Annotated in this window: 26 protein-coding genes and 1 pseudogene; 6 read left to right on the forward strand and 21 right to left on the reverse strand. The window is 26.2% G+C overall.

What is annotated here, in order from left to right; genetic code table 11:
• The 8 genes from ACYQ44_RS04640 to ACYQ44_RS04675 all read right to left on the reverse strand — a co-directional run.
• On the reverse strand, positions 1-1263 hold a 1263-nt coding region (locus tag ACYQ44_RS04640), incomplete at its 3' end, for an AAA-like domain-containing protein (RefSeq protein ID WP_459995577.1).
• 53 nt (positions 1264-1316) lie between these two features.
• Entirely contained in the window at positions 1317-2123 is an 807-nt protein-coding gene (amrB, locus tag ACYQ44_RS04645) for an AmmeMemoRadiSam system protein B (RefSeq protein ID WP_459995578.1), read from the reverse strand.
• A 1-nt stretch (position 2124) separates the two neighbouring features.
• Positions 2125-4611: a hypothetical protein gene (locus ACYQ44_RS04650; protein ID WP_459995579.1), complete on the reverse strand. Its 2487-nt coding sequence runs from the start codon at positions 4609-4611 to the stop codon at positions 2125-2127.
• Positions 4608-5189 (reverse strand): hypothetical protein, encoded by a 582-nt coding sequence (locus ACYQ44_RS04655; RefSeq protein WP_459995581.1) that lies wholly within the window; start codon positions 5187-5189, stop codon positions 4608-4610. Before ACYQ44_RS04655 ends, ACYQ44_RS04650 begins: the two co-directional genes overlap by 4 nt.
• Positions 5186-5599, reverse strand: coding sequence for a hypothetical protein (locus ACYQ44_RS04660; RefSeq protein WP_459995582.1), 414 nt, complete (start codon positions 5597-5599; stop codon positions 5186-5188). The genes ACYQ44_RS04655 and ACYQ44_RS04660 overlap by 4 nt, the downstream gene beginning before the upstream one ends.
• Entirely contained in the window at positions 5583-6089 is a 507-nt protein-coding gene (locus ACYQ44_RS04665) for a hypothetical protein (RefSeq protein ID WP_459995583.1), read from the reverse strand. The genes ACYQ44_RS04660 and ACYQ44_RS04665 overlap by 17 nt, the downstream gene beginning before the upstream one ends.
• On the reverse strand, positions 6083-6475 hold the full coding sequence (locus ACYQ44_RS04670) for a hypothetical protein (RefSeq protein ID WP_459995584.1): 393 nt from the start codon (positions 6473-6475) through the stop codon (positions 6083-6085). The genes ACYQ44_RS04665 and ACYQ44_RS04670 overlap by 7 nt, the downstream gene beginning before the upstream one ends.
• Positions 6472-7593, reverse strand: coding sequence for a type II secretion system F family protein (locus ACYQ44_RS04675; RefSeq protein WP_459995585.1), 1122 nt, complete (start codon positions 7591-7593; stop codon positions 6472-6474). Before ACYQ44_RS04675 ends, ACYQ44_RS04670 begins: the two co-directional genes overlap by 4 nt.
• Positions 7594-7781: 188 nt before the next feature.
• Between ACYQ44_RS04675 and ACYQ44_RS04680 the strand changes: the two are divergent.
• From ACYQ44_RS04680 to ACYQ44_RS04705, 6 genes and pseudogenes are all read left to right on the forward strand, one after another.
• Positions 7782-7940, forward strand: a pseudogene (locus ACYQ44_RS04680) (AAA family ATPase); the annotation flags it as partial.
• Between the two features lie 129 nt (positions 7941-8069).
• Positions 8070-8213, forward strand: coding sequence for a hypothetical protein (locus ACYQ44_RS04685; RefSeq protein ID WP_459995587.1), 144 nt, complete (start codon positions 8070-8072; stop codon positions 8211-8213).
• Positions 8214-8314: 101 nt separating this feature from the next.
• Positions 8315-8524 (forward strand): hypothetical protein, encoded by a 210-nt coding sequence (locus ACYQ44_RS04690; RefSeq protein ID WP_459995588.1) that lies wholly within the window; start codon positions 8315-8317, stop codon positions 8522-8524.
• 46 nt (positions 8525-8570) lie between these two features.
• Positions 8571-9395, forward strand: coding sequence for a PHP domain-containing protein (locus tag ACYQ44_RS04695; RefSeq protein ID WP_459995589.1), 825 nt, complete (start codon positions 8571-8573; stop codon positions 9393-9395).
• Positions 9396-9399: 4 nt separating this feature from the next.
• The gene (locus ACYQ44_RS04700) at positions 9400-10344 is read left to right on the forward strand and encodes a cation diffusion facilitator family transporter (RefSeq protein ID WP_459995591.1); all 945 of its coding nucleotides are present in this window, start codon (positions 9400-9402) and stop codon (positions 10342-10344) included.
• On the forward strand, positions 10345-11412 hold the full coding sequence (locus ACYQ44_RS04705; protein ID WP_459995592.1) for an alanine/ornithine racemase family PLP-dependent enzyme: 1068 nt from the start codon (positions 10345-10347) through the stop codon (positions 11410-11412).
• 37 nt (positions 11413-11449) lie between these two features.
• On the opposite strand, the gene ACYQ44_RS04710 is transcribed toward ACYQ44_RS04705, so the two are convergent.
• From ACYQ44_RS04710 to ACYQ44_RS04770, 13 genes are all read right to left on the reverse strand, one after another.
• Positions 11450-11647, reverse strand: coding sequence for a cold-shock protein (locus tag ACYQ44_RS04710; RefSeq protein WP_459995658.1), 198 nt, complete (start codon positions 11645-11647; stop codon positions 11450-11452).
• 147 nt (positions 11648-11794) lie between these two features.
• Positions 11795-11992, reverse strand: a complete 198-nt coding sequence (locus ACYQ44_RS04715; RefSeq protein ID WP_459995593.1) for a cold shock domain-containing protein — start codon at positions 11990-11992, stop codon at positions 11795-11797.
• A gap of 148 nt (positions 11993-12140) precedes the next feature.
• Positions 12141-13694: a 5'-nucleotidase C-terminal domain-containing protein gene (locus ACYQ44_RS04720; RefSeq protein WP_459995594.1), complete on the reverse strand. Its 1554-nt coding sequence runs from the start codon at positions 13692-13694 to the stop codon at positions 12141-12143.
• Positions 13695-13731: 37 nt separating this feature from the next.
• A complete protein-coding gene (locus tag ACYQ44_RS04725) occupies positions 13732-14619 on the reverse strand; it encodes a damage-control phosphatase ARMT1 family protein (RefSeq protein WP_459995595.1) in 888 nt (295 codons plus the stop codon).
• Positions 14620-14715: 96 nt separating this feature from the next.
• The gene (locus ACYQ44_RS04730) at positions 14716-16095 is read right to left on the reverse strand and encodes an RtcB family protein (RefSeq protein ID WP_459995596.1); all 1380 of its coding nucleotides are present in this window, start codon (positions 16093-16095) and stop codon (positions 14716-14718) included.
• 92 nt (positions 16096-16187) lie between these two features.
• Positions 16188-16757, reverse strand: a complete 570-nt coding sequence (locus ACYQ44_RS04735; protein WP_459995597.1) for an acetate uptake transporter — start codon at positions 16755-16757, stop codon at positions 16188-16190.
• Positions 16758-16893: 136 nt separating this feature from the next.
• Complete coding sequence (gene deoC, locus ACYQ44_RS04740; protein ID WP_459995599.1) at positions 16894-17643, reverse strand: deoxyribose-phosphate aldolase; 750 nt, start codon at positions 17641-17643, stop codon at positions 16894-16896.
• Between the two features lie 42 nt (positions 17644-17685).
• Entirely contained in the window at positions 17686-18228 is a 543-nt protein-coding gene (locus tag ACYQ44_RS04745; RefSeq protein ID WP_459995600.1) for an HD domain-containing protein, read from the reverse strand.
• Positions 18225-19442: a hypothetical protein gene (locus ACYQ44_RS04750; RefSeq protein WP_459995602.1), complete on the reverse strand. Its 1218-nt coding sequence runs from the start codon at positions 19440-19442 to the stop codon at positions 18225-18227. Before ACYQ44_RS04750 ends, ACYQ44_RS04745 begins: the two co-directional genes overlap by 4 nt.
• Complete coding sequence (gene radC / locus ACYQ44_RS04755) at positions 19435-20100, reverse strand: RadC family protein (protein ID WP_459995603.1); 666 nt, start codon at positions 20098-20100, stop codon at positions 19435-19437. The genes ACYQ44_RS04750 and radC overlap by 8 nt, the downstream gene beginning before the upstream one ends.
• Positions 20093-20653: a Maf family protein gene (locus ACYQ44_RS04760; RefSeq protein ID WP_459995604.1), complete on the reverse strand. Its 561-nt coding sequence runs from the start codon at positions 20651-20653 to the stop codon at positions 20093-20095. The genes radC and ACYQ44_RS04760 overlap by 8 nt, the downstream gene beginning before the upstream one ends.
• Positions 20650-21147 (reverse strand): Gx transporter family protein, encoded by a 498-nt coding sequence (locus ACYQ44_RS04765; protein ID WP_459995606.1) that lies wholly within the window; start codon positions 21145-21147, stop codon positions 20650-20652. Before ACYQ44_RS04765 ends, ACYQ44_RS04760 begins: the two co-directional genes overlap by 4 nt.
• Positions 21141-21512, reverse strand: coding sequence for a NusG domain II-containing protein (locus tag ACYQ44_RS04770; protein WP_459995608.1), 372 nt, complete (start codon positions 21510-21512; stop codon positions 21141-21143). Before ACYQ44_RS04770 ends, ACYQ44_RS04765 begins: the two co-directional genes overlap by 7 nt.

Below are 21512 nucleotides of genomic sequence, written 5' to 3' on the forward strand. Positions count from 1 at the left end.
TACTTGTGTTTCTGGATATACTTTTCCTTCTGCTGCTTCTACATATAAACTTAAAAATTGATCAAGATTGTATTGATATACTCCTTCGTAATAATTCTTTCCTTTAAACATTTTTGCTCCTCGTTCTTTTATGTATTCTATATACCGCTTTAATAATTTATTTAAATCTAATGTCCCATCTTTATTTAGATATTTTTTTACACTCTCATCAAATGGTTTCATTTGTGTTTTTTCTCCATTGATTTGTGGTTTGAATCTTGTATATAATGCTTTATAATACAATGGTACTTTTACACAACATATACCTTCACAATTGTCTATTACTCCGTTTAAATATAAGTATTTTATGTTTTCATCATATATATTAAATTCTATATTATTTGGTTCAAATAATATTTTCATCATTAATTCTTTTTCTTTATTTGCTTTGTTTATTATATTTGCTATGTTTTTATCTATATATACTCTCATGTAATCATATAATGTTTTTTCAAAATGTTTTTCTGTTATAATATTCTCACCTTTTGCTTTTTTCATTACTAAGTCATATGCTAGTCCATTGGTTAATCCAGGTTGTCCTGCTGCGTTATGCCATATTAATTCTTTTACTTTTTCTTCGAATATTTGTCCTGTTTCTTTTTCGTGTTGGTTTAGCAAATCATATACTTGTTCTTTTGTAAAGTAGGGTACTTCTAAATGTTCGGCTATGTTAAATGGACTTGCATTGTCTTCTAATATTCCACTTAGATATCCTACGCTTATTAATATTACACTTCTTAATTTATAACCAGTTCTCATATGATATATTTCTCTTATTGCATGTAAAAACTCATTCATTATTTCATCATTATTTAATTTTTCAAATTCGTCTATCATTAATATTATTTCTTTCTTTTGTTTTTCATATAAATCTATTATATATTCATCTAATTCATTTATTTTTTTTATTTTTTTATTTTCATAATGGCTATTATAATATACTTTTAAATAAAATTTGATTTTCTTATTTAAATATTCTATAAATTCTTTTTCTGTTTTTATACTTCCTATACTTTCAAAGGAGATAAATATTGGTAAATATTTATCTTTTGTTTTTTCAACTATATCATTTAACAGTGTTGTTTTTCCTGTTTGTCTTGGTGCTGATACTGTGAAGTATCTCCAGTTTTCTATATGATCAAGTGCTTCTTTCATTATTTCTGGTCTTTCTACGTAATAACAGGTCTTTCTATCTACTGGGCCTGACGTGCAGAATCTTTTCATCGTTTCACCCCCGAATAACATACCTCCGGTAGAGATGCAGGTAATAGGAAAAATTAAAAGCTTTCGAATATTGCAGAAAGATATCCTACTGTTCTATCATAATCACCAAAGGCTTCTGCGCTAGTTGTATGATGTAATATTCTTATTTTATTGAAATTCATGTATAGTAACGTATTTATACATCCATATCCGCATGCTGTTATTTGATGTTTTTTTATGTTATTGTATAGTTCTTCAGGATTTTTATTTCTTAATGAATTTATTATTTTTTCGCCTTTTTTCATTGTTATTTCGTGATTTTCATAATGATTTAAGTCGCTTGAGGCTATTATTAATGTACCTTCATCGATAATTTCTTTTAACGCTTCTGATAATTTTTTTGATGTGTGTAATGTTTGATCTCCAAGAACAATAGGTATTATCTTAAATGTATTACCATATAGATATTGCAAAAATGGCAATTGCACTTCTATTGAGTGTTCATATTGATGTGCTGAATAATCTCCTTTTAAATGCAATTTTGAGAGTAATTTTTGAGCCTTTTCATCAACTTCTAATTCACCAAAAGGTGTAAGCCATTTACCTTCTGGATATACAGAAATATTTGGACCTATACCTGTATGATTAGGTCCAATTATTACAACAGTTGATATTTCCCCTTTTTTGAAAACTTCAAAATAACCATACGATGCTGTTTTTCCGGAAAATATATAACCTGCATGTGGTGATATTAATCCTGTTGGTTTAATAAATTCTGATTTTATATGAGGTAATGCAGGAAAATAATCCTCCATTATTTCTGTTAATTCATCATTATCCCCAGGATAAAATGTTCCTGCTACAACGGGATATCTAATCATTTTAGTCGCCCCCATAATTTACTAATTTGGGCCATATAAATAGATTTAAATTATATTCTCTATTTCTTAATTCAGTATTTTTAAATATAAAACCTATGATAGGTAAATCTTTTAAAAGTGGTATGCCAGAGTTTAAATTTTCTTCTTTTATTATTTTTAACCCGCCTAATATACTAACATAATCATTTTTTAATATCATTTTTGTGTTTATTTCTCTGGAATTTTCTGCATTATAACTTGAAACTGCAGATTTTTCCGGTTCTCCTACTTTTAAATTAATATCTAAATCTATTAAATTTTGATTTTCTATATAATTAGCTTCAATTTCTAAATTTAAACCACTTTCTATATATTTAATTGAATTTTCCTGAATTACTGGAACTCTATACACAGATTTAAACATGGATTTTGTTCCAGATTTTAATATTATTTTTGGTTTAGAAACCAATCTAGAGTTTGATTTGGAGTTTCTATTATCCATTTCAAATGCAGTATCTAATATATCTTTATATATTTGTGGAGTTATTATGCCTTGATTAATAGAATCTATTATATCTTTTGATGAAAATTTTGATTCTATTTTTTGTATAGTTTCTTCTAGAATAGATGAATCAACTATAGCTATTTCTATGGATATAATTTTTGGCATCTTCTCATTTACTATTATAACATTTTTTTCTTTTTCTAAATAAAAACCATTTTTTAATAATATTTCTTCAATATTTTCTTTTATATTTTTCAGATTATATATATTTATGCTTTTAAGTTTTTCATTGTTTAGAAGTGCAAAATTATTTGCTTCAGCATATTCTTCCATTATTTGGTATAATGATTTATATTCTGTTATTTCTTTTTTTACTATGCTTTCTTTAAGGGATATTAATTCTTTTAATTTTAAATATTCATTTTCTGAACTTTCTATTTTTATTATCTTTCCTTCTTCGTTTTCAAATAGTATTTCATATGTTATATTCAGTTTTTGCGTAATTGACTTTAAATATTCGTCTTCTTCGTTTTTTATAGTAAAAAAATATGTATGTGTTTGCGAAACTGTTTGAGTAGTTTTTGAAGATTCATTTGTTTCTGTTAATTTTTTTATTTCAGTTGCTTGTTTTGTTTGTCCATATTTTTCATTAAATTCTATTATTGTATTTATTTCGTTTTCTGGTCCTTTTATTATATAATTTTTTTCTATCTTTTGAATTATAATATTTTTAAAAATTTTATTAAAAGGAAACAAATCTAAGTTAGAACTTATTATTTTAATTTTTTCGTTATTTTTTTTGTTATTGGGGTTATCTTTTTGATTAATTTTGTTTTCAAATTCTTGAGGTATTTTTGAAATGATGTTGTTTAATATTTCAATATTTTCTCCTTTTACAATATATATTCCTTCGCTGAATTTGTTTATATTCAAATTTAATATATTTGAAAGTTTTTCTATTGGTAATTTTGTATTTATTATTGTAATTGTTGGTTCTTTTGTTTCTATTGGTTTTGGATTTGTTATTATTTCTTTTTTATTATATATTTGATACGCTTGATTATAATATTGTTCAAAAATTTCTAAATCTTTTTCAAACCCTTCGAGCAATAGCAATTCTTTTGATATTTCTGAATATTGAATATTAAATGATTTTATTATATCTTTTTTGGGTAATTTATATTCAAAAATTTTATAAATTTTATTTTCTATGCTTGTTGTAGTTGCTGGAGTATCTGTTTTTGGTATATTAGAAATAATTTTTTTTATTAATTCTATTTTTTCTTTTTGTCCTTTTAATATGTATAATTCATTATACAAATTTACATATTGAAGGTTTATTAAATTTGCTAAACTTTGAATATTTGGAATATTTGTTTGAATTAGTTCATATGTTTCTTCAGTTTTTATTTCAGATGAGTTTATTATTGGGTAATTTAAATTATATAATGGATTTTTAGATATATAAATATCTTTTGTACTTATGTAATGATAATATAATCCTGTTGAATCAAAGATTATTCTAAACAAATCTTCGGGATAAAAATCTTTTAATGTTAATGATATTTCTTTGTCTGGAATTGGTGTAAGATAATATGCGTTATAATTGAACTCCTTTAATATTAGGTCTAATAAATCTTTTATTTTTATCTTTTTAAATTGAAAAATGTCATTATTTAGTGGTTTTTTACCATATACAATTATTTCTAAATTGTTTTTTATTTCTATATCTGCTGGAAAAATTGTTTTTATTTCTAATATATTATCATATTGATTTATTCTTTTTATTGGACCTTTTGGTAAAATATATTCTTTATTTTCAAAATTTATATCTTTAAATGTTATTTTATAATCTGTTTTTTGATTGTTTTTATATATTTCGACATATGTTGAAGCATTTGTTATTTTAATTATATTTTTATTTTCTATATAGTCTATTTTTATTTGATATGAAAAAAGTATAATTGAATTAATAAGAAAAATGGTTAATATTATTTTCTTCATCTAAGCACCTCAAATCTTTTTTCGTAATTGTTATACAATAACACTCCGTTGCTGAATATTTTTAATACTTTGTAATCTCCAAGATTTGAACCTTCTATTATTTCTTTTAAAATACCTTTAAAATATATATATGCTTTCTTTTTATTGTTTTTTATTATTACACCAGAAAACTCAAATAAATCTGGCTTTGGTGCATCTAATGATTTTTCCCAATATTTTTTTAGATCTATCTCTAAAAAGTTAAATATATTATAATTATATTTTTCATAATCGGATATTATTTTAGTATTTTCTGGAATATCCCTTTTTATATAGATTGAATAATTTTTATTTGAGATAAAATCATAATTGGATTTTAATTTGAATTCCTCTATGAGTACTCCTTTTTCTGCCTTTAATTTTGAGATTATATTATTTAATTCCTCTATTGATATATTATTGTTTGTATATACGCTTTCTAAATTTGAGATTATATATTTTGGAACTAGTAGATCATCTGTTTTATTTTCTATTTTATAATTTAGCACTATTAATGAAATAGTTATTAAGATAATTGAAATAATATATCTAAATATCATTTTTTCATCTCCAGAATTTTATACTGTTTATATAATAAGTCTAGAGTTTTGATTTCTTTAATTTGATATGGGGATATTATTTTTACGCCATTTATTACTTCTATAGTAATGGTTGAGTTTAATGATATAGGTGTATAATATATTTCATTTATATACACATTTGAGTTTATTTGTTCTAAAAAATCCAGAAAATCATATAAATTCTTATTTGCTTTTTTGGTATTTTCTAATCTTTGATTATAATTTTCCATTATACTTTCATTTGATTTTGCAATCTCTATTTTATGATTATATATTTTATTTTGGGCAAATATATATGAAAAAGGCAATAAGAATATTGATATGCCTAGTAATATCCATGAAATTATGTTTAAATAAGATCTTGTGTTTGATTTAAACATAAACAGCATTTTTTAAATCCCCTTTTAATTCTTTTATTATTTTAATTAATAATGATTCGTTTAAGTTTATCTCATTCCCCATAATTTCATTTAAATATACTCCATATATATAACCATTTGATGATTTTTGATATATTATATTATTATCTTTTGATACAAAGGTAATATAATCATCTTCAAAGCTAACATTATCTATATATTTCCATAGTAATAGATTTAAAGGTATGGTGTAATCGAAAAAGAGCGTATTTTTAAACTTTTTTATATAATTTTCTATATATAGGTAATATACTTTATCTTTTAATGCTATATATTTTACTTTTTTTGTTGAGATATCATAATTTCTAGAATTCTTTATTATATATTTATTCATTTCTTTTTTTTCCTCAAAGTCTTTTATTATTCCATAATGATCTACAATATTTATTTTTTTATTTTTAAATCCCTTTTCTTTATATCTAAATATTAATTTTTGATTATAATAATAATTTATTACCATTCTATTCCACTCCATCTAAATGATGATGATATTGGTAAAATAATTAAATTCGCATCATGTATTTTTAAGGTGTTACCAGGACTTTTTAATATGAGATTGTAGAAATTAAAGGTTTTTGCATAATCTTGAGTTTTATATGGTATTTGTTTATATATTATGCCATCAAAATAACTTTGATTAGATATAAGTATTTTTGTATATTGATCATCAAAATTTAAAGAATGATATTTTATTTGAAGAAAGTAGTCCATCATTTCAATAAAATCTATTCTCTTTTTTATTTCATCAAAAAAAGAGAATTTTATTATATATATAAAACTAATGAATAATACGCTTTCTATTAATAATGTTATCATTAATTCAAAGAGTATAAATCCTTTTTTCATATCCCTAAATTACTTATAGTATTAAATATTCCTCCATAAAAACCATATGCTACCTCTAATATTATTATGGATATTACCATTATTAATATTGGTTCCAATAATTTTTTTAATCTTTGCATTTTCTGGTTTAGCTCAAAATTAAGGTCTGCCTCTAATATTTCTAATGGTTGTTTTAAATCGCTTATATCTTTTGATAATGTAATGCTAAAAGCCAATTCTTTTAAATCTGTTTTTTTTAAAGCGTCTACTATATTTTCTCCTTCTTCTATTTGGCTCAATATATTAATTATATCTTCTTTTAATTTTTTTGATGATACTATTTCAGAGCTTTTTTCAAAAGCTTCATATGTTGTATCACCACTTTCAATAAATATTGATGTTGTTTCTATAAATTCTAATAGTGCATATTTTTTGTATATCTTTTTTATAATTGGAATTTTATATAATAATTCATCAAAATTCATTCTGTTTTTTAATAATATTATTACAAAAATAAAGGTTGATAATATAATTCCCGTTAATATCCATGATAATGTAAAGTTGAAATCTGTATTGAAACTTTCTTTGAATATTGGGAGAATTATAAATTGTAGAAATAATAATAAGCTTATTAATGCTGAAAATAATAAAATAGGATAAGCTAATAAGTTTTTGATTTCACTTAGGTTTTTTACTCTATTGGCATATACTTTCTCTAATCTATTTAATACTTTTAATAACTCTTTTTCATCTGAAACCCTTGACATAGATTTTCTAAATTCATAATCAAAGTATATATTCATATTAATAGCCTCTTTGTATGGTACTCCTGTTTCTATATTATTAATTATATAATCTAAAGCTATTTTTATTCTTTGTGATGTGTCTTTGTTATTTCTAATATATTTTATTGCTCTATAAAAATCTATTCCTGTGGAAATAAATGTTTTTAAAATTTTTATTAATTGAAGGTGTTCTTTAATATTTAACTTTTTAAATTTAATATTTTTTACATATTCGAATTTCTCTACTTCTATACTGTTGTTTATACTCTTTAATGCTTCTACTTCATTTTTTCCTACAACATAACCTTTTATTGATATATTAAAATCTTTACCTTCAAAATAAAAAAATTTCATTATATCACCTTTAATATACAATTTATTTATATTTTATCACAATTTTAATTTTTTTATACATTTAATTGATCTGTTATATTTTTATTTATATGATATAATTATTATGAGATTCATAATATAAGAATCGTTAATTTGGTGGAATGCTGATGAAAAAACTACCAATAGGAATACAAGATTAAAAAAAAATAATAACAGGAGATTATATATATGTTGATAAAACAAAATACATATATGATTTAATATCATCAGGAGTTCCAACATTTCTATCCCTACCAAGAAGATTTGGAAAGAGTTTAACAGTATCAACTTTATATTATCTTTTCAAGAGAGAAAAAGAATTAAAAGAAGAATTATTAAAAATAATAAAAGATGAAGGGAAAAAATATGGTATAGAAATAAAAAACGATCACTATAAATATGCATTTGATGATTTAATAATAGAATTATCCAAAAAAGGAAAAGTAGTAGATGAATTTGTGTTTTTAACAGAAATAACAAAATTCACGAAAACAGGAGTATTCTCTGCACTTAATAATTCAAATAAAATATATTTAATAGGAATAAATATCAATTCTGAAAAGAGAAATATTGATGACTATGTCATTGAAAACTTTAATTGAGGTATAACATATTGAAAAAACTGTTCAACTATGGAAATTAAATATAATTAGAATTAAGACGATATGTACTATGATGGAGCTTCATTTAAGAAGGTGAGATTATGATTAGTAAAGTACAAGGTATATCATATCAATATGTACCTAATTCGCAACATGTAAGTACAAAAAGTGTAAAAACTGTTCAACAAACATCTCAGGATTTTGAAAAACTATTAAATGCCATTGTATATCAACAAAATGGTTTTACAAAAAAACTTGTAAGAATTGTTGGTGAAATGTATCAAGGACAAAAATTAGATATTCTTGCATAATGTGGGCTTTTTGCCCGCATTACTTTATTACTATGAGGAGGTAGTTATGATAGTTGATTTACATTCACATTCGATATTTTCAGATGGTACCTATACACCTGAAGAATTAATTTTAAAAGCAAAGAATAAGAATTTGAAATTATATTCTATTACTGATCATGATAATATTGATGCTCAAAAAAACGCTATAGAATATGCAAAAAAATATAAAATAAATTATATTACCGGATTAGAAATTAGTTGTAAATTTAAAAATATGTTTGATATTTTAGGGTATAATATAGATTTAAATAATGAAGAACTAAATGCCGCTTTAAAAAAAGTTCAAAATTTTAGAAAAAATAGAAATAAATTAATGATAGAAAGATTAAATAATTTAGGATTTGATATTACTTTAGAAGAAGTTATAAATGAGTCTCAAGGAGATGTTATAGGAAGGCCTCATTTTGCACGAGTTTTATTAAAAAAAGGATATGTAAAAGACAGAGATGAAGCTTTTGATAAATATCTTGGTGATGGAAAAATTGCACATATTCCAAAAGAAAAAATAGAGCCAAAAGAAGCTGTAAGATTGATTAAAAATGCTGGAGGATTTCCTGTTATAGCTCATCCTAAATATTTAAAATTATCTTATTCTAAATTAAAAGATATTATTTTAGAATTAAAAAGATTTGGTCTTTGGGGAATAGAAGTTTATTATCCAAAACATACTCCTTCTGAAATAAATATGTTTCGAAATTTAGCAATTGAAACCAACTTATTCATAACAGCTGGAAGTGATTTTCATGGTTCTAATAAACCTGATATAGATATGGGAATGAATGTAGAGGATGAATTACTGGAAAAATCTATGAAAATTTTGATGGGGTGACGAAATGAACTATTCTGAAAGAGAAAAAATTTCTACACGTTCTTCTTTAATTTCAATATTTACAAATGCATTATTGGCTATATTAAAAATATTAATCGGTTTTTATACTAAAAGTATGGCTATTTTAGCAGATGGCCTTGATACAGCTACTGATATTTTAACATCTTTTATGACTTTAATTGCCGGGAAAATTTCTAATAAACCGCCTGACATAGAGCATCCATATGGACATGAAAGAGCAGAAACTATTGCTACAAAGGTTGTGTCTTTAATAATTATATATGCAGGTTTTGAGGTTTTAGTTAATTCAATAAATCGATTAATAAATAAAAAGGTTATCATTGAAAATGCACTATATGTTATTATAATAGCTTTTATTTCCGTTATTGCTAAATTTATTTTGTATAAATACAGATTATCAGTTGGAAAAAATATTAATAGTAATGCCATTATTGCTGATGCTTTAAATATGAAAAATGACATCTTAACATCTTCTTCTGTTTTAATTGGTATCGTTGTTTTATATTTCACGGGTATATGGTGGCTTGATTCTGTTATAGCTATTTTTGTATCTTTTATGATATTGAAAACAGGTTTTGAACAATTTATGGAATCTTCTAATGAGTTTATGGAAAGTTCTCCCGAACTAAAGGAAATATATAATATAGTAATAAATGAAACAAAAAAATTTAAGTGTGCAAAAAATCCTCATAAGATTAGAGCTAGAAAATTTGGTTACAAGATTTTTGTGGATATGCATATTGAACTTCCACCAGATATGACTGTCAAAGAAGCTAATGATATTTCTGCAAAGTTAGAAGATAACATTAAGAATAAGATTTCTGATATTAGAGATATTGTTATTCATATTGAACCATATGGTAATGCTGAAAAAGAATGTTTTGGTATTAATTCTGAGAATATAAAAGATTTAAAGGGGGAAAATTAAATGTTTCCAGTCTTACATATTTATCCAGAAAGGATAAAATATAATGCTCGTAATCTTAAAAAATTATGTGAAAGCAAAGGCATTATGATCACTGGTGTTACTAAGGTTGTGTCTGCACATTTAGATGTTGCTAAAGCTATGGTTGATGCTGGTATTACATCTTTAGGTGACTCAAGAATTCAAAATATTATTTATATGAAAGAAAATGGCATTGATGCTGAGTTTATGTTATTAAGAATACCTATGAAATCCGAACTTGAATTGGTTGTAGAACATGTTGATACTGTTCTTGTATCAGAATTAAAAACTGTAGAATGGTTAAATGATATTGCTAAGGAAAAAAATAAAATTCAAAATATTATATATATGGTAGATGTTGGAGATTTAAGAGAAGGTGTATGGTATGAAAATGCCGTTGATGAAATTATCTGCTCTCAAAAATACAGCAATATTTGTTTAAAAGGTATAGGGACAAATCTTGGATGTTTCGGTGGAGTTTTACCAAGCGTTGAAAATATGAATATATTATTGGAAATACGCAATGAAATTGAAGAGATTCTAAATAGAAAATTGGATGTTATTTCTGGTGGTAATTCTGCTGCATTGCCTTTAATTGAAAGCGGTAATTTACCTAATGGTATAAATCATTTTAGACTTGGGGAATCAATTATTTGTGGAACTGATGTAACTAACAATAGGAATGTTCCTGGTAATAGGCAAGATACAGTTATTTTAGAAGCCCAAATTATTGAATTAAAGGAAAAACCCTCTGTTCCTGTTGGCGAAACTGGTTTTGATGCTTTTGGAAGAAAACCTGTTTTTGAAGATAAAGGAAAGAGATTAAAAGCTATTCTTGCAATTGGAGAACAGGATATTTCACCTGATGGATTAATCCCTCTTGACGAAAAAATAGAAGTTTTACATTCAAGTAGTGATCATACTATTGTTGATTTAACGGAATCTGATAATACCTATAAACTTGGAGATACTATTAAATTTAGAATGAGTTATGGATGTTTGTTAAAAGCCATTACAAGTAAATATGTTGAAAAAGTAGTAGAAAAATAATATAAAAAAAGCCCCTTTTCGGGGCTTATTGGTTGTGTTAGATAGCTCTTACATTAACAGCTTGTAAACCTTTGTCGTTTTCTTGAATTTCGTATTCTACTTCTTGACCTTCTTCTAATGTTTTGAATCCGTCCATAGCAATAGCTGTGAAATGTACGAATACGTCGTTTCCGTCTTCACCTGAAATGAATCCATAACCTTTTTTTGCGTCAAACCATTTAACTTTTCCTCTCATACTCTTCCTCCATGTTTCTACCGTGTTACCCATTGCAACTACGGATGTGATTCTCTTCCCTTTTGGGACAATTTAATTATATACTTTTTTTTTATAAAAGTCAACAACAAAATTAAAAGCCCCTTTTTAGGGGCTTGATTGGTTTTATTAGAGTGTGGTTACATTAACTGCTTGTAAACCTTTGTCATTTTCTTGAATATCGTATTCAACATCTTGACCTTCTTCTAATGTTTTGAATCCGTCCATTGCTAAAGCTGTGAAATGTACAAATACGTCATTTCCATCGTCACCTGAAATAAATCCATAACCTTTTTTTGCGTCAAACCATTTAACTTTTCCTCTCATATTTTCCTCCATGTTTCTCCGTGTTACCCTTGTAACTACGTGTGATTTCTCTTATAGTATATACTTTTATTATTACGAACCTACACTTTTATTATTACAATTTAAAAATCCCCATCCTTTTGGATGGGGATAAACTATTTATTATTTATTATTTTTCAACAACTACTCTTTCTTTATTGTCATAATTTTCTATTGTTCCTAAGTATTGGATATATTCTTTAACTACATCTGCTAAAACAAAGCCTGTGTCGTATCCTTTTAATCCTTTTAACATTGAGTATCCATCTCCGCCACCAGCAATATAATTATTAGCAGCTACTTTATATGTTGCATTTAAATCAATAGGTTTTCCATTAACCATAACGTCTACAGGTTTTTTATCTGCTGTAATTTTATATGTCATACCACCAACGTGTAACCATGCACCTTTTCCTGCTGGTATTTTTGCAGCATATTCTAATACTTTCATTAAATCTGCTCCTGTCATTTCAAATACATATGTTGTATTTCCAAATGGTAATACTGTTAATATGTCTCTATATGTAATTGGACCTGGGTTAATTGATGCTCTAATTCCACCACCATTTTGTAATGCAACATCTGCACCAGTTTTCCAAATTAATGCATCAGTAATTAAGTGGCCAAGATTTGTATCTCCACTTCTAACATGTGCTCTTTCACCGTCTAATAATACTTTTGTTTCTCCAATAACTTTATTTAATTCTTCAGAACCCATTGAGTAATAGTAATCAGCAATCATCTTGATGAATGGATCTTCTGGAATTGGTTCTGTTAAATATTCATATTTTGAATTTCCATTTTCATCTTTACCAAGATATTTTTTCATATTAATTGGGATTGGTGCCCATTCATAATCTACTATTTTACCATTTTCTACCCATAAGTCTAATCTTCCTAAGTATTTTCCCCATTCTCCTGCTTGAACAACTATTGTTTTGTTTATGTAAGCAGCTTTTTGCATCAATGTATGTGAATGTCCGTCTACTATAACGTCAATACCTTTAACATCTTTTGCCAATTGATCTGATGTTGTATATTCAACACCTAAAGGTTGATATTCGCCATCATAACCTAAATGACCAAGAACTACAACAATATCTGCTTTTTCTTTTAATTCTGGCAAGTATTTCTTTACTGTTTCTTCAACATTTAAGAATTTTCCACCATTTAAATGAATAGGTTCTAATATTTGTGTTTGCTCTGTTGTTACACCAAGAATAGCTACTTTAACTCCACCAACATTCTTAATGATGTAAGGTTTGAATAATTGTCTTCCATCTTTTGTAACAAAGTTTGCCGATAAGAATGGAAATCCAGCATATCTTTGTTGCATAAATGTTGTTTCAAGTGGATTATCAAATTCATGGTTACCTAATGCCATTGCATCTACACCCATATAATGCAATGCAACAAAATCTGGGATGGCATCTAATTGATCTGATTCTGGAACACCTGTGTTAACATCGCCAGCATGTAAAAACAATACATTTGGATTAACTTCTCTTTCCATATTTACTAATGTTGCTATTCTTGCAAAACCACCAATATCTGGATTATGATACTCACTATATGGCCATACATGCCCATGAGTATCATTCATATGGAAAATAACAAGATGTGTTGGAGCTGCAAAAAGAGCAACTGTAAATACTACCAATAACATAACTAACAACTTTTTCATCTTCATACCCCCTTGAAATATAAGATTATGAAACTAATTATTTTACAAATGTGTTTTTTCTTGAAAATACTAAATCTCCTATATTTACACCTAATTCCCTTGAAACCACTGGACATTTTGACATTAAAACAAAATATATATTCTCATTTTCTTCACTTAATCCTTCAAAATTACCTTGACCTTTTGATATTATTATATCAGCCTGTTTATATGCAATCATAAATTCTTGATTTACATCACTTAATAATGTTCCTGGAATTTTGCTTCCTGAAGGTATAACTTCATCAGAAACTTCCTTTAACTTTATATATTCTGCATCTTCTAATGTAGCATCATTAATTATTGGAGCGCTTCTTACAGCTGAAATTATGTGTATATTAGGATACATTTCCTTTATAATTTTTATAAATAATTTATCTAAGACTAATTCACCTGCATTATCATGAATATATAATAATATTTTGGCTGTTTCCAATGACTCTGCAAAAGAATTAAAATCATCTAAAATAAAATTTTTAACCTTTAAAATATTTTCTAATTCCCATTCCAATTCACCAAAAGAATTTTTTACTCCATAGTCTATAACATTACCCAAAGCTGTAAGCTTTGCTGCATTTTTTAAAACATCACCTGAATTTTTCAAGTATAAATACATTTCATCAAAAACTTCTAAAAAGATATCATTAGATTGTTTCTTCTCTTTTTGAAAATAATCTGTAGTTCCACTATATTCTCCTAACTTTTCATATATAATTCTTGCCATTTCTATTGGCTTTTTTCCATATGTTGAATATTTTATCATTTCAAGCGAAACATTTCTCATAATATCAAATTTTTCCTTTTCGTTTAAATTCTTAAAATTTTTGTCAATTATACTTTTTATCTGTTCGGCTATACAAACAATACACTCATATTTTGCAAACATTATTTTACCCCCGTCTTTTTAGTTCTCTTATTTAAATTATAGAAATAAAATTTTACGTTTTTAATTATTTCTATTGAATAAATGTTGTAATTTATATTAACCCTTTACAACAGCAATAGGGGTTATTTTTGCTACTTTTCTTGATATATTTACCTTTTCTATGATTTCCACAACTTCATCAATATTTTTATAAGTTTCGGGGGCTTCTTCAACAATAGTTCCTTTGGATTTTGCTAATATTTGAACATTTTTATCCTTTAATTCTTTTAAAATATCTTGAAGTCTTAATTTCCTTTTTGCTTGTCTTCTTCCTAATACTCTTCCTGCTCCATGTGCTGAGCTCCCAAAAGCCATTTCCATAGATTTTTTTGTTCCAATTAAAATATAAGAAGCTGTTCCCATATCTCCAGGAATTAATACAGGTTGATTTTCAAATGCACGTGTTGCACCTTTTCTATGAACTATCAACTCTTTTTCTTTTCCATTAATAATATGTTTTTCTAATTTCGCTATATTATGTGTTATGTCATATAATAATTTTATATTATCATTAAATAAATTTTTAAATATTTCTCTTATTTTATGTCCCATAATCTGCCTATTTGCAAAAGCAAAATTCGCTGCTCCGTTCATTGCATAAAAATAAGCCTGTCCATATTGACTATTAAATGGGGCATTTATCAATTGTTTATCTGGTATTTTTTTATTCCATTCTTTTAAATTATCTCTAAATATCTTTATATAATCTGTAGCAACTTGATGTCCTAATCCTCTTGACCCTGAATGTATTGAGTATACAATTTGATTTTCAAATAATCCCCATTCTTCTGCTATATTTTTGTTGTATATTTTATCTACTTTTTGAATTTCTATAAAATGATTCCCAGAACCAAGTGTGCCTAATTCATCTGATCCTCTTTTTATAGCCTCAGAACTTATACTATTAAAATCTGTGTTTTTAATTCTACCTCTATCTTCAATATTATTCAAATCTTCTGAAACCCCATAATTACTATTGATTGCCCAATATGCACCTTTTTCTATAATATTCTTCATTTCTTTAACTGAAAGTTTAAAATTTGTTCTTGAACCTACTCCAACTGGAATAGTATTATATATTTCTGTAATTAATTTATCTATATATTTTTTTATTTTAGAATAAGACAAAGATGTGGTCATAACTCTTACGCCACAATTTATATCAAAACCAACCCCACCTGGTGATATTATTCCTTCTTCTTTATCAAATGCGGCGACACCACCTATAGGGAATCCATATCCCCAATGTATATCCGGCATAGCATATGCGGCTTTAATTATCCCAGGTAAAGAAGCTACATTAATTAACTGTTGAATTGCTTCTTGATAATCGGGATTATTTATAGTTTTTGAATCTGTAAAAATTATTGCATCTACATTCATACTTCCAAATTTTTCAATTTTCCATATATTAGGAGTTTCTCTTACTATTTTCATAACCCCACCTCATATTAATTATAACACAAAAATAAAAAGGCCAAATGGCCTTTTATATTAAAAACACTTCTATATAAATATTTAAATTTTTATTATAATGGTAAAATGGTTCTACCTAATTTTTCATTTAACACCTCAGCCATTGCTGTATATATTGCAGAAGATCCACAAAAAATACCTTCCCAACCTGCAATTGTTTTTATCAAAGCGTTTCCTGTAAAGTCTCCAATTGCTAAAAGGAAAAATAGTAATGTTAATGTTCCAAAGACAGTTTGAAGTGATTTGTTTCCGTTTAATGTTCCAAAGAACATAAATAAAGTAAATATTCCCCACATTAATAGGTAAAATGCTACTGCTGTTGATGATGCTGCTTCACCTAAACCCATTTTTGGCATTGTCCAAATTCCTACTAATGTTAACCAGAATAAACCATATGAAGTGAAGGCTGTTGCTCCAAATGTATTATTTTTTTTCATTTCAAAAATACCAGCAATAATCTGAGCTAATCCTCCATAAAAAATACCCATAGCCATAATCATAACATTTAATTCAAATATACCTGCATTATGAAAATTTAATAAAACTGTTGTCATTCCAAAGCCCATTAATCCTAATGGTGCGGGATTAGCTAACTTCTCTGATATTGTTACATTGTTATCCACATTAAAACCTCCTCTAATTTTTATAAATTCTTTGCTATTTTAAATTATTGAGATTACTTGATAATGAAATTTTTCTTAAGTTTTTTATTGCATATTAAATAAAAAAACCTTAAGCGAAAAAGCTTAAGGTTTTTTATTAATAATCTGCGTTAGATTTTTCTCCAATTACAATTTTTACTCCAGCACTTGCACCAATTCTTTCTGCGCCAACTTTTATCATTTTTTCTGCATCTCCAAAGCTTCTAACTCCTCCAGAAGCTTTTACTTTTAATGCGTCACCTACAACAAATTTCATTAATGCTACATCTTCAACTGTTGCTCCTCCTGTTCCAAATCCTGTTGACGTCTTTACAAAGTGTGCTCCAGCTTCTTTTGATATTACACATGCAGCTATTTTTTCTTCTGTTGTTAAATAGCAAGTTTCTATAATAACCTTTACTGTTTTTTCTTGAGCGGCTTCTACAACTGCTTTTATTTCATCATATATATAATCATATTCTCCTGCTTTTAACATACCTACATTAATAACCATGTCAAATTCATCTGCTCCATCATTTAATGCAATATCTGTTTCATATGCTTTTACATCTATTGGATTAGCACCTAAAGGAAATCCGATAACGGTTGCTACTTTAACTTCCGATCCTTTTAATTCTTCTTTTGCTAATGGAACATATGCTGGATTCACACATACTGAAAAGAAGTTATAATCCTTTGCTTCTTTACAAATTCTTTTTATATCTTCTGGTGTTGTTGTTGCTTTTAAAATTGTGTGGTCTATATATTTAGCAACATCTCTAGGTTCTAATTTTATATTTTTTTCTACAATTTTGAATTCTTTGTTATATCTCTCTATTTCTTTTTTTATTAGTTCTTTTAATGCCATCTTCTCCACCTCACTGATATTCAAGTATGTATAATATAATTTTTATAATCCAAGTTCTTCTGAAATTTCTTTCATTGATTCTATTGAAATTTCAAAGAACCTATTTAGTTCTATTCCTATTTCTTCTATCTTTTTTATATTTTCTCTATTTGCACCTGCTGCAAAAGATTTATCTTTAAATTTCTTTTTTAATGATTTTACTTTTAGTCCTTCTATTTTTTTATCTGGTCTCACTAAAACTGCAGCTGTTACTAATCCTGATATTGGATCTGCTGCATATAATGCGTAATCCAATTTTGTATTTAACGGAGCATGTTCATTATGGGCTAAAATAGCGTTTTTCTCTTCTTCTGTTAATTGATTTCCTAATATTTCTACTGTTTTTTTTGCATGTAATTCTGGATTATTTTTAGTATATTCATAATCTAAATCATGTAAAATACCTATGATTTCCCATCTTTCTTCATTTTCTTTCAATTCTTTTGCTAATCCCTTCATTATAGCTCCAACAGCTAAACAATGATTAACAAGATTTTCATTTTTTACCTGCTCTTTTAATAATCTTATAGCTTCATCTCTTGTCATTCGTTTTCCCCCTCACTATACATTTGACATGTTCTCCATCCAAATAACATTTTTATGCCCTCATAAAATGGTAAATCAAATGAAAAATCATATCTTACTCCTTCTTTTGATTCAAGCCTTTGAATAATATTCTTTATCTTTTGATAAACACCTGGTCCCATCAATTTAGCAACTTTTCCATTTTTTATAGGCTCCATTGTAAATGTTTTTAGTCCTTTTACATGTGAGTCATTTGGGAAGAATATAATTTTTATTTCCCCAAACATTTCTGAAAATTTTTCAAAACTTTTATTTGCCATTTCTTCATTGTTATAATTGTAAAAACCAAGAAAACTAATAATAGCTTGTTCTGGAAGATTTAATTCTGTTTCAAACCTTCCAGAAGTTTCATATTCAAATGCTTCTAAAACTTTCCAATATTTACAATAATCAGGAGGTACATTTATAGCTTTTAAATTTCCATATCTTAATAAACAATTTGAACAAGGAATATTATTTTCAAAATTTTTTCTCATTTGATAGAGTTTATCTCCTTCTTGAGATAAGTAATATAAATATCCTTGATAAATTGAAGCAACATATTTAACTTTTCCTTGCAAAAAAACCTTACTTAGATATTCTTTAGCTTTTACATAATCTTTATCATATAATGAAACTACGAAATGTAGTAGTGGATCGTTAGAACTTTTTGCAGCTTCTTCTGTTGCTTTATATGCTTTATAATATTCCCCATTGTATACAGCATTCATCGCCAATAAAAGATTTGTATATTTATTGTTAGGAAATCTTTTTACAGCTCTTTCAGCAAATTCATAAGCATCTTTTTCTCTTAATAACATTTTTGCCATTCCTAAATTAAAATAATCTTCTGGAAATGATGGATTATCCAATAAGTCTTTAACTTCCTCATATTCGCCTTTAAGAATATGCACAACAGCCGTTTGATTTATATATGAACTTTTGGGTTTATTTAACAATAACTTTTCCATATGTCTTGCCAGTTCGAGATTGGTATTTTTATAATCATAATAATTTAAATCAATAATAGTTTGTACATCATCTATTGGTACAGAAATATATTTTATTTCTATATTTGCTCTTTGTACAGTTTTTTGTTTTTTCTGTTCAATGTTTATTCCTTTTCTTTTTAAATCATTTTCAAATTTTTTCTTCAATTTCATCAAAGCTTTTAAGTTTTCCGGCATATTATCCATTTCTAATCACCTTTCTTCCGATTTTAAAACTATAATATTCAGATTTACCTATAATTATATGATCAGATAGTTTTATTCCTAATAACTTTCCACTTTCTTCTATTTTTTTTGTTATATCAAAATCAATCATGCTAGGTTCACTATCTCCAGACGGATGATTATGTACAATTAATATTGATATAGCATTGTTTTTTATAGCTGTTTTAAAAACATCTCGTGGATGTAATATTGATTGATTTGCTGTTCCTATACTTATTGTATCTATTGATATGGGATTCAACTTGCTATTTAGAGATATACATTTAACTATTTCTTTATCTGAAAATGCCATTTCATCATATAATAAGTCATACACCTTTTCCGGTGAATCTAACTTTAATTTTTCTTTCTCTAAAGACTCTTTATGAAATCTAAATCCCAATTCAAAAACCGCTTTTAAGGTTATAGCTGTGACTTCACCAATTCCCTCTAATTTACAAAGTTGTTTTACATCCATAGAAAATAAGTCTTTTAGAGAATAATCCTTTGAAATCTCTTTTGAAATTTCAAAGACATTCTTTTCTTTAGTCCCTTTTCTTATTATTATAGCTAATAATTCATCAATAGTCAAATTTCTTGGTCCATATTTTAACAATTTTTCTCGTGGTAAATCAGACATCGACAACTCCTTTTTCATATAAATACCAAAATATTTTATTTAAAGGTAATCCCATAACATTATAATAATCACCATTTATTTTTTCTACAAATGATCCACCAAAATCTTGAATACCATAACTCCCAGCCTTATCTAAAGGTTTGTATTTATTTACATAATAATATATCACTTTATCTGTTAATTCATGAAAGTATACCTCGGTTATATCATGAGTTGTTGTAATTTCTGATAATGATCTAAATGTTATTCCTGTTATAACTAAATGCTTTTCACCTGATAATTTTTTCAGCATTTTGTATGCGTCTTCTTCGTTTTCAGGTTTACCCAAAATCTCATTATTAAAGGCAACAACTGTATCTGCTGTTATTAATAATTCATTATTAAAAATTTCTATATCTTTTGATTTTTTCAAACTTAACTCTTTTACATACTCAATAGGATTTTCTGTTGTGCTATATTCTTTTGTATTTGATATTCTAATTTCAAAATCTATTCCTAGTTTTGATAGAATTTCCTTTCTTCTTGGGGATCCAGAACCTAATATTAGTTTCATTCTTTTACACTCCTAAATGTTGATTTTACTACAAATGCATTTGCTAGTGCAGAAAATGTGCCAAACAAAATCATTTGCGGTAAATACCAGAAAATACCTATTGATTTAACAATAAATAACCATCCAAATGTTACCTGTGTTAAATTATTAAATATTGCTCCAACCTCACTTATTCCAATTATACCAAATTTTTTTGTTTTTAAAACTAAATACATAAAAATAGTTGCAATCACACTCCCAAATAATCCCATAAAAAAAGTAGGGCTTAAAAATTTACCCGAAAGCAAAGAACCAAGAATACTTTTAAATATCGCTATATACAATCCATTTAATAATATTCCATCAAAATTTAATGAATATAAAATTGCAAAATTTGAAAACCCCCATCTTGCTCCTGGCAAGGGTATTGGAAAAGGTACTAATGTTTCTAAATAATAAACTGCTGAAGATAATGCTGTTAATATGGCTAATCTTGGAATATTATTTTTTACCATGAAATTATGTCAACTCCTGTATTTTTTTCTTTTCCTATTGGTTTTACAACAACCTTGTTAGGTAAACATATAATTTCTTGAGAAGCATTATCAACCCATCCTGTGTATTCACATGTTTTCAACGGACAATCTGCATCTATAACTCTTACTTTTTCTCCGTTAAATACAACTTTTAGTTTATAATCTTCATCACCACCATAAATGGCATATGTCCCGGGTTTGGTTATTTTTAAAATTTCTTTTCCTTCCCAAAAAACATCTGCTCCTTTTAAATCACTTTTTAATGAATTCTGTATTATCATTATTAGTGAAACTGTTACAACAATTATTAAAACAAAAATCATATCTAGCTTATTTTTTTTCAT

The sequence above is a fragment of the Marinitoga arctica genome, from assembly GCF_054657315.1.

Excerpts from the sequence above, each read along its gene's own strand:
- ACYQ44_RS04700 (WP_459995591.1), top strand. The coding sequence starts at position 9,400 with ATGAACTATTCTGAAAGAGAAAAAATTTCTACACGTTCTTCTTTAATT.
- ACYQ44_RS04715 (WP_459995593.1), bottom strand. The coding sequence starts at position 11,992 with ATGAGAGGAAAAGTTAAATGGTTTGACGCAAAAAAAGGTTATGGATTT.
- radC (WP_459995603.1), bottom strand. The coding sequence starts at position 20,100 with ATGTCTGATTTACCACGAGAAAAATTGTTAAAATATGGACCAAGAAAT.
- ACYQ44_RS04650 (WP_459995579.1), bottom strand. The coding sequence starts at position 4,611 with ATGAAGAAAATAATATTAACCATTTTTCTTATTAATTCAATTATACTT.
- ACYQ44_RS04705 (WP_459995592.1), top strand. The coding sequence starts at position 10,345 with ATGTTTCCAGTCTTACATATTTATCCAGAAAGGATAAAATATAATGCT.
- ACYQ44_RS04655 (WP_459995581.1), bottom strand. The coding sequence starts at position 5,189 with ATGATATTTAGATATATTATTTCAATTATCTTAATAACTATTTCATTA.
- ACYQ44_RS04660 (WP_459995582.1), bottom strand. The coding sequence starts at position 5,599 with ATGCTGTTTATGTTTAAATCAAACACAAGATCTTATTTAAACATAATT.
- ACYQ44_RS04765 (WP_459995606.1), bottom strand. The coding sequence starts at position 21,147 with ATGGTAAAAAATAATATTCCAAGATTAGCCATATTAACAGCATTATCT.
- ACYQ44_RS04750 (WP_459995602.1), bottom strand. The coding sequence starts at position 19,442 with ATGGATAATATGCCGGAAAACTTAAAAGCTTTGATGAAATTGAAGAAA.
- ACYQ44_RS04675 (WP_459995585.1), bottom strand. The coding sequence starts at position 7,593 with ATGAAATTTTTTTATTTTGAAGGTAAAGATTTTAATATATCAATAAAA.
- ACYQ44_RS04730 (WP_459995596.1), bottom strand. The coding sequence starts at position 16,095 with ATGAAAATAGTAAGAGAAACTCCTAATATATGGAAAATTGAAAAATTT.
- amrB (WP_459995578.1), bottom strand. The coding sequence starts at position 2,123 with ATGATTAGATATCCCGTTGTAGCAGGAACATTTTATCCTGGGGATAAT.
- ACYQ44_RS04670 (WP_459995584.1), bottom strand. The coding sequence starts at position 6,475 with ATGAAAAAAGGATTTATACTCTTTGAATTAATGATAACATTATTAATA.
- ACYQ44_RS04745 (WP_459995600.1), bottom strand. The coding sequence starts at position 18,228 with ATGACAAGAGATGAAGCTATAAGATTATTAAAAGAGCAGGTAAAAAAT.
- ACYQ44_RS04690 (WP_459995588.1), top strand. The coding sequence starts at position 8,315 with ATGATTAGTAAAGTACAAGGTATATCATATCAATATGTACCTAATTCG.
- ACYQ44_RS04710 (WP_459995658.1), bottom strand. The coding sequence starts at position 11,647 with ATGAGAGGAAAAGTTAAATGGTTTGACGCAAAAAAAGGTTATGGATTC.
- ACYQ44_RS04725 (WP_459995595.1), bottom strand. The coding sequence starts at position 14,619 with ATGTTTGCAAAATATGAGTGTATTGTTTGTATAGCCGAACAGATAAAA.
- ACYQ44_RS04665 (WP_459995583.1), bottom strand. The coding sequence starts at position 6,089 with ATGGTAATAAATTATTATTATAATCAAAAATTAATATTTAGATATAAA.
- ACYQ44_RS04770 (WP_459995608.1), bottom strand. The coding sequence starts at position 21,512 with ATGAAAAAAAATAAGCTAGATATGATTTTTGTTTTAATAATTGTTGTA.
- ACYQ44_RS04760 (WP_459995604.1), bottom strand. The coding sequence starts at position 20,653 with ATGAAACTAATATTAGGTTCTGGATCCCCAAGAAGAAAGGAAATTCTA.
- ACYQ44_RS04720 (WP_459995594.1), bottom strand. The coding sequence starts at position 13,694 with ATGAAAAAGTTGTTAGTTATGTTATTGGTAGTATTTACAGTTGCTCTT.
- ACYQ44_RS04695 (WP_459995589.1), top strand. The coding sequence starts at position 8,571 with ATGATAGTTGATTTACATTCACATTCGATATTTTCAGATGGTACCTAT.
- deoC (WP_459995599.1), bottom strand. The coding sequence starts at position 17,643 with ATGGCATTAAAAGAACTAATAAAAAAAGAAATAGAGAGATATAACAAA.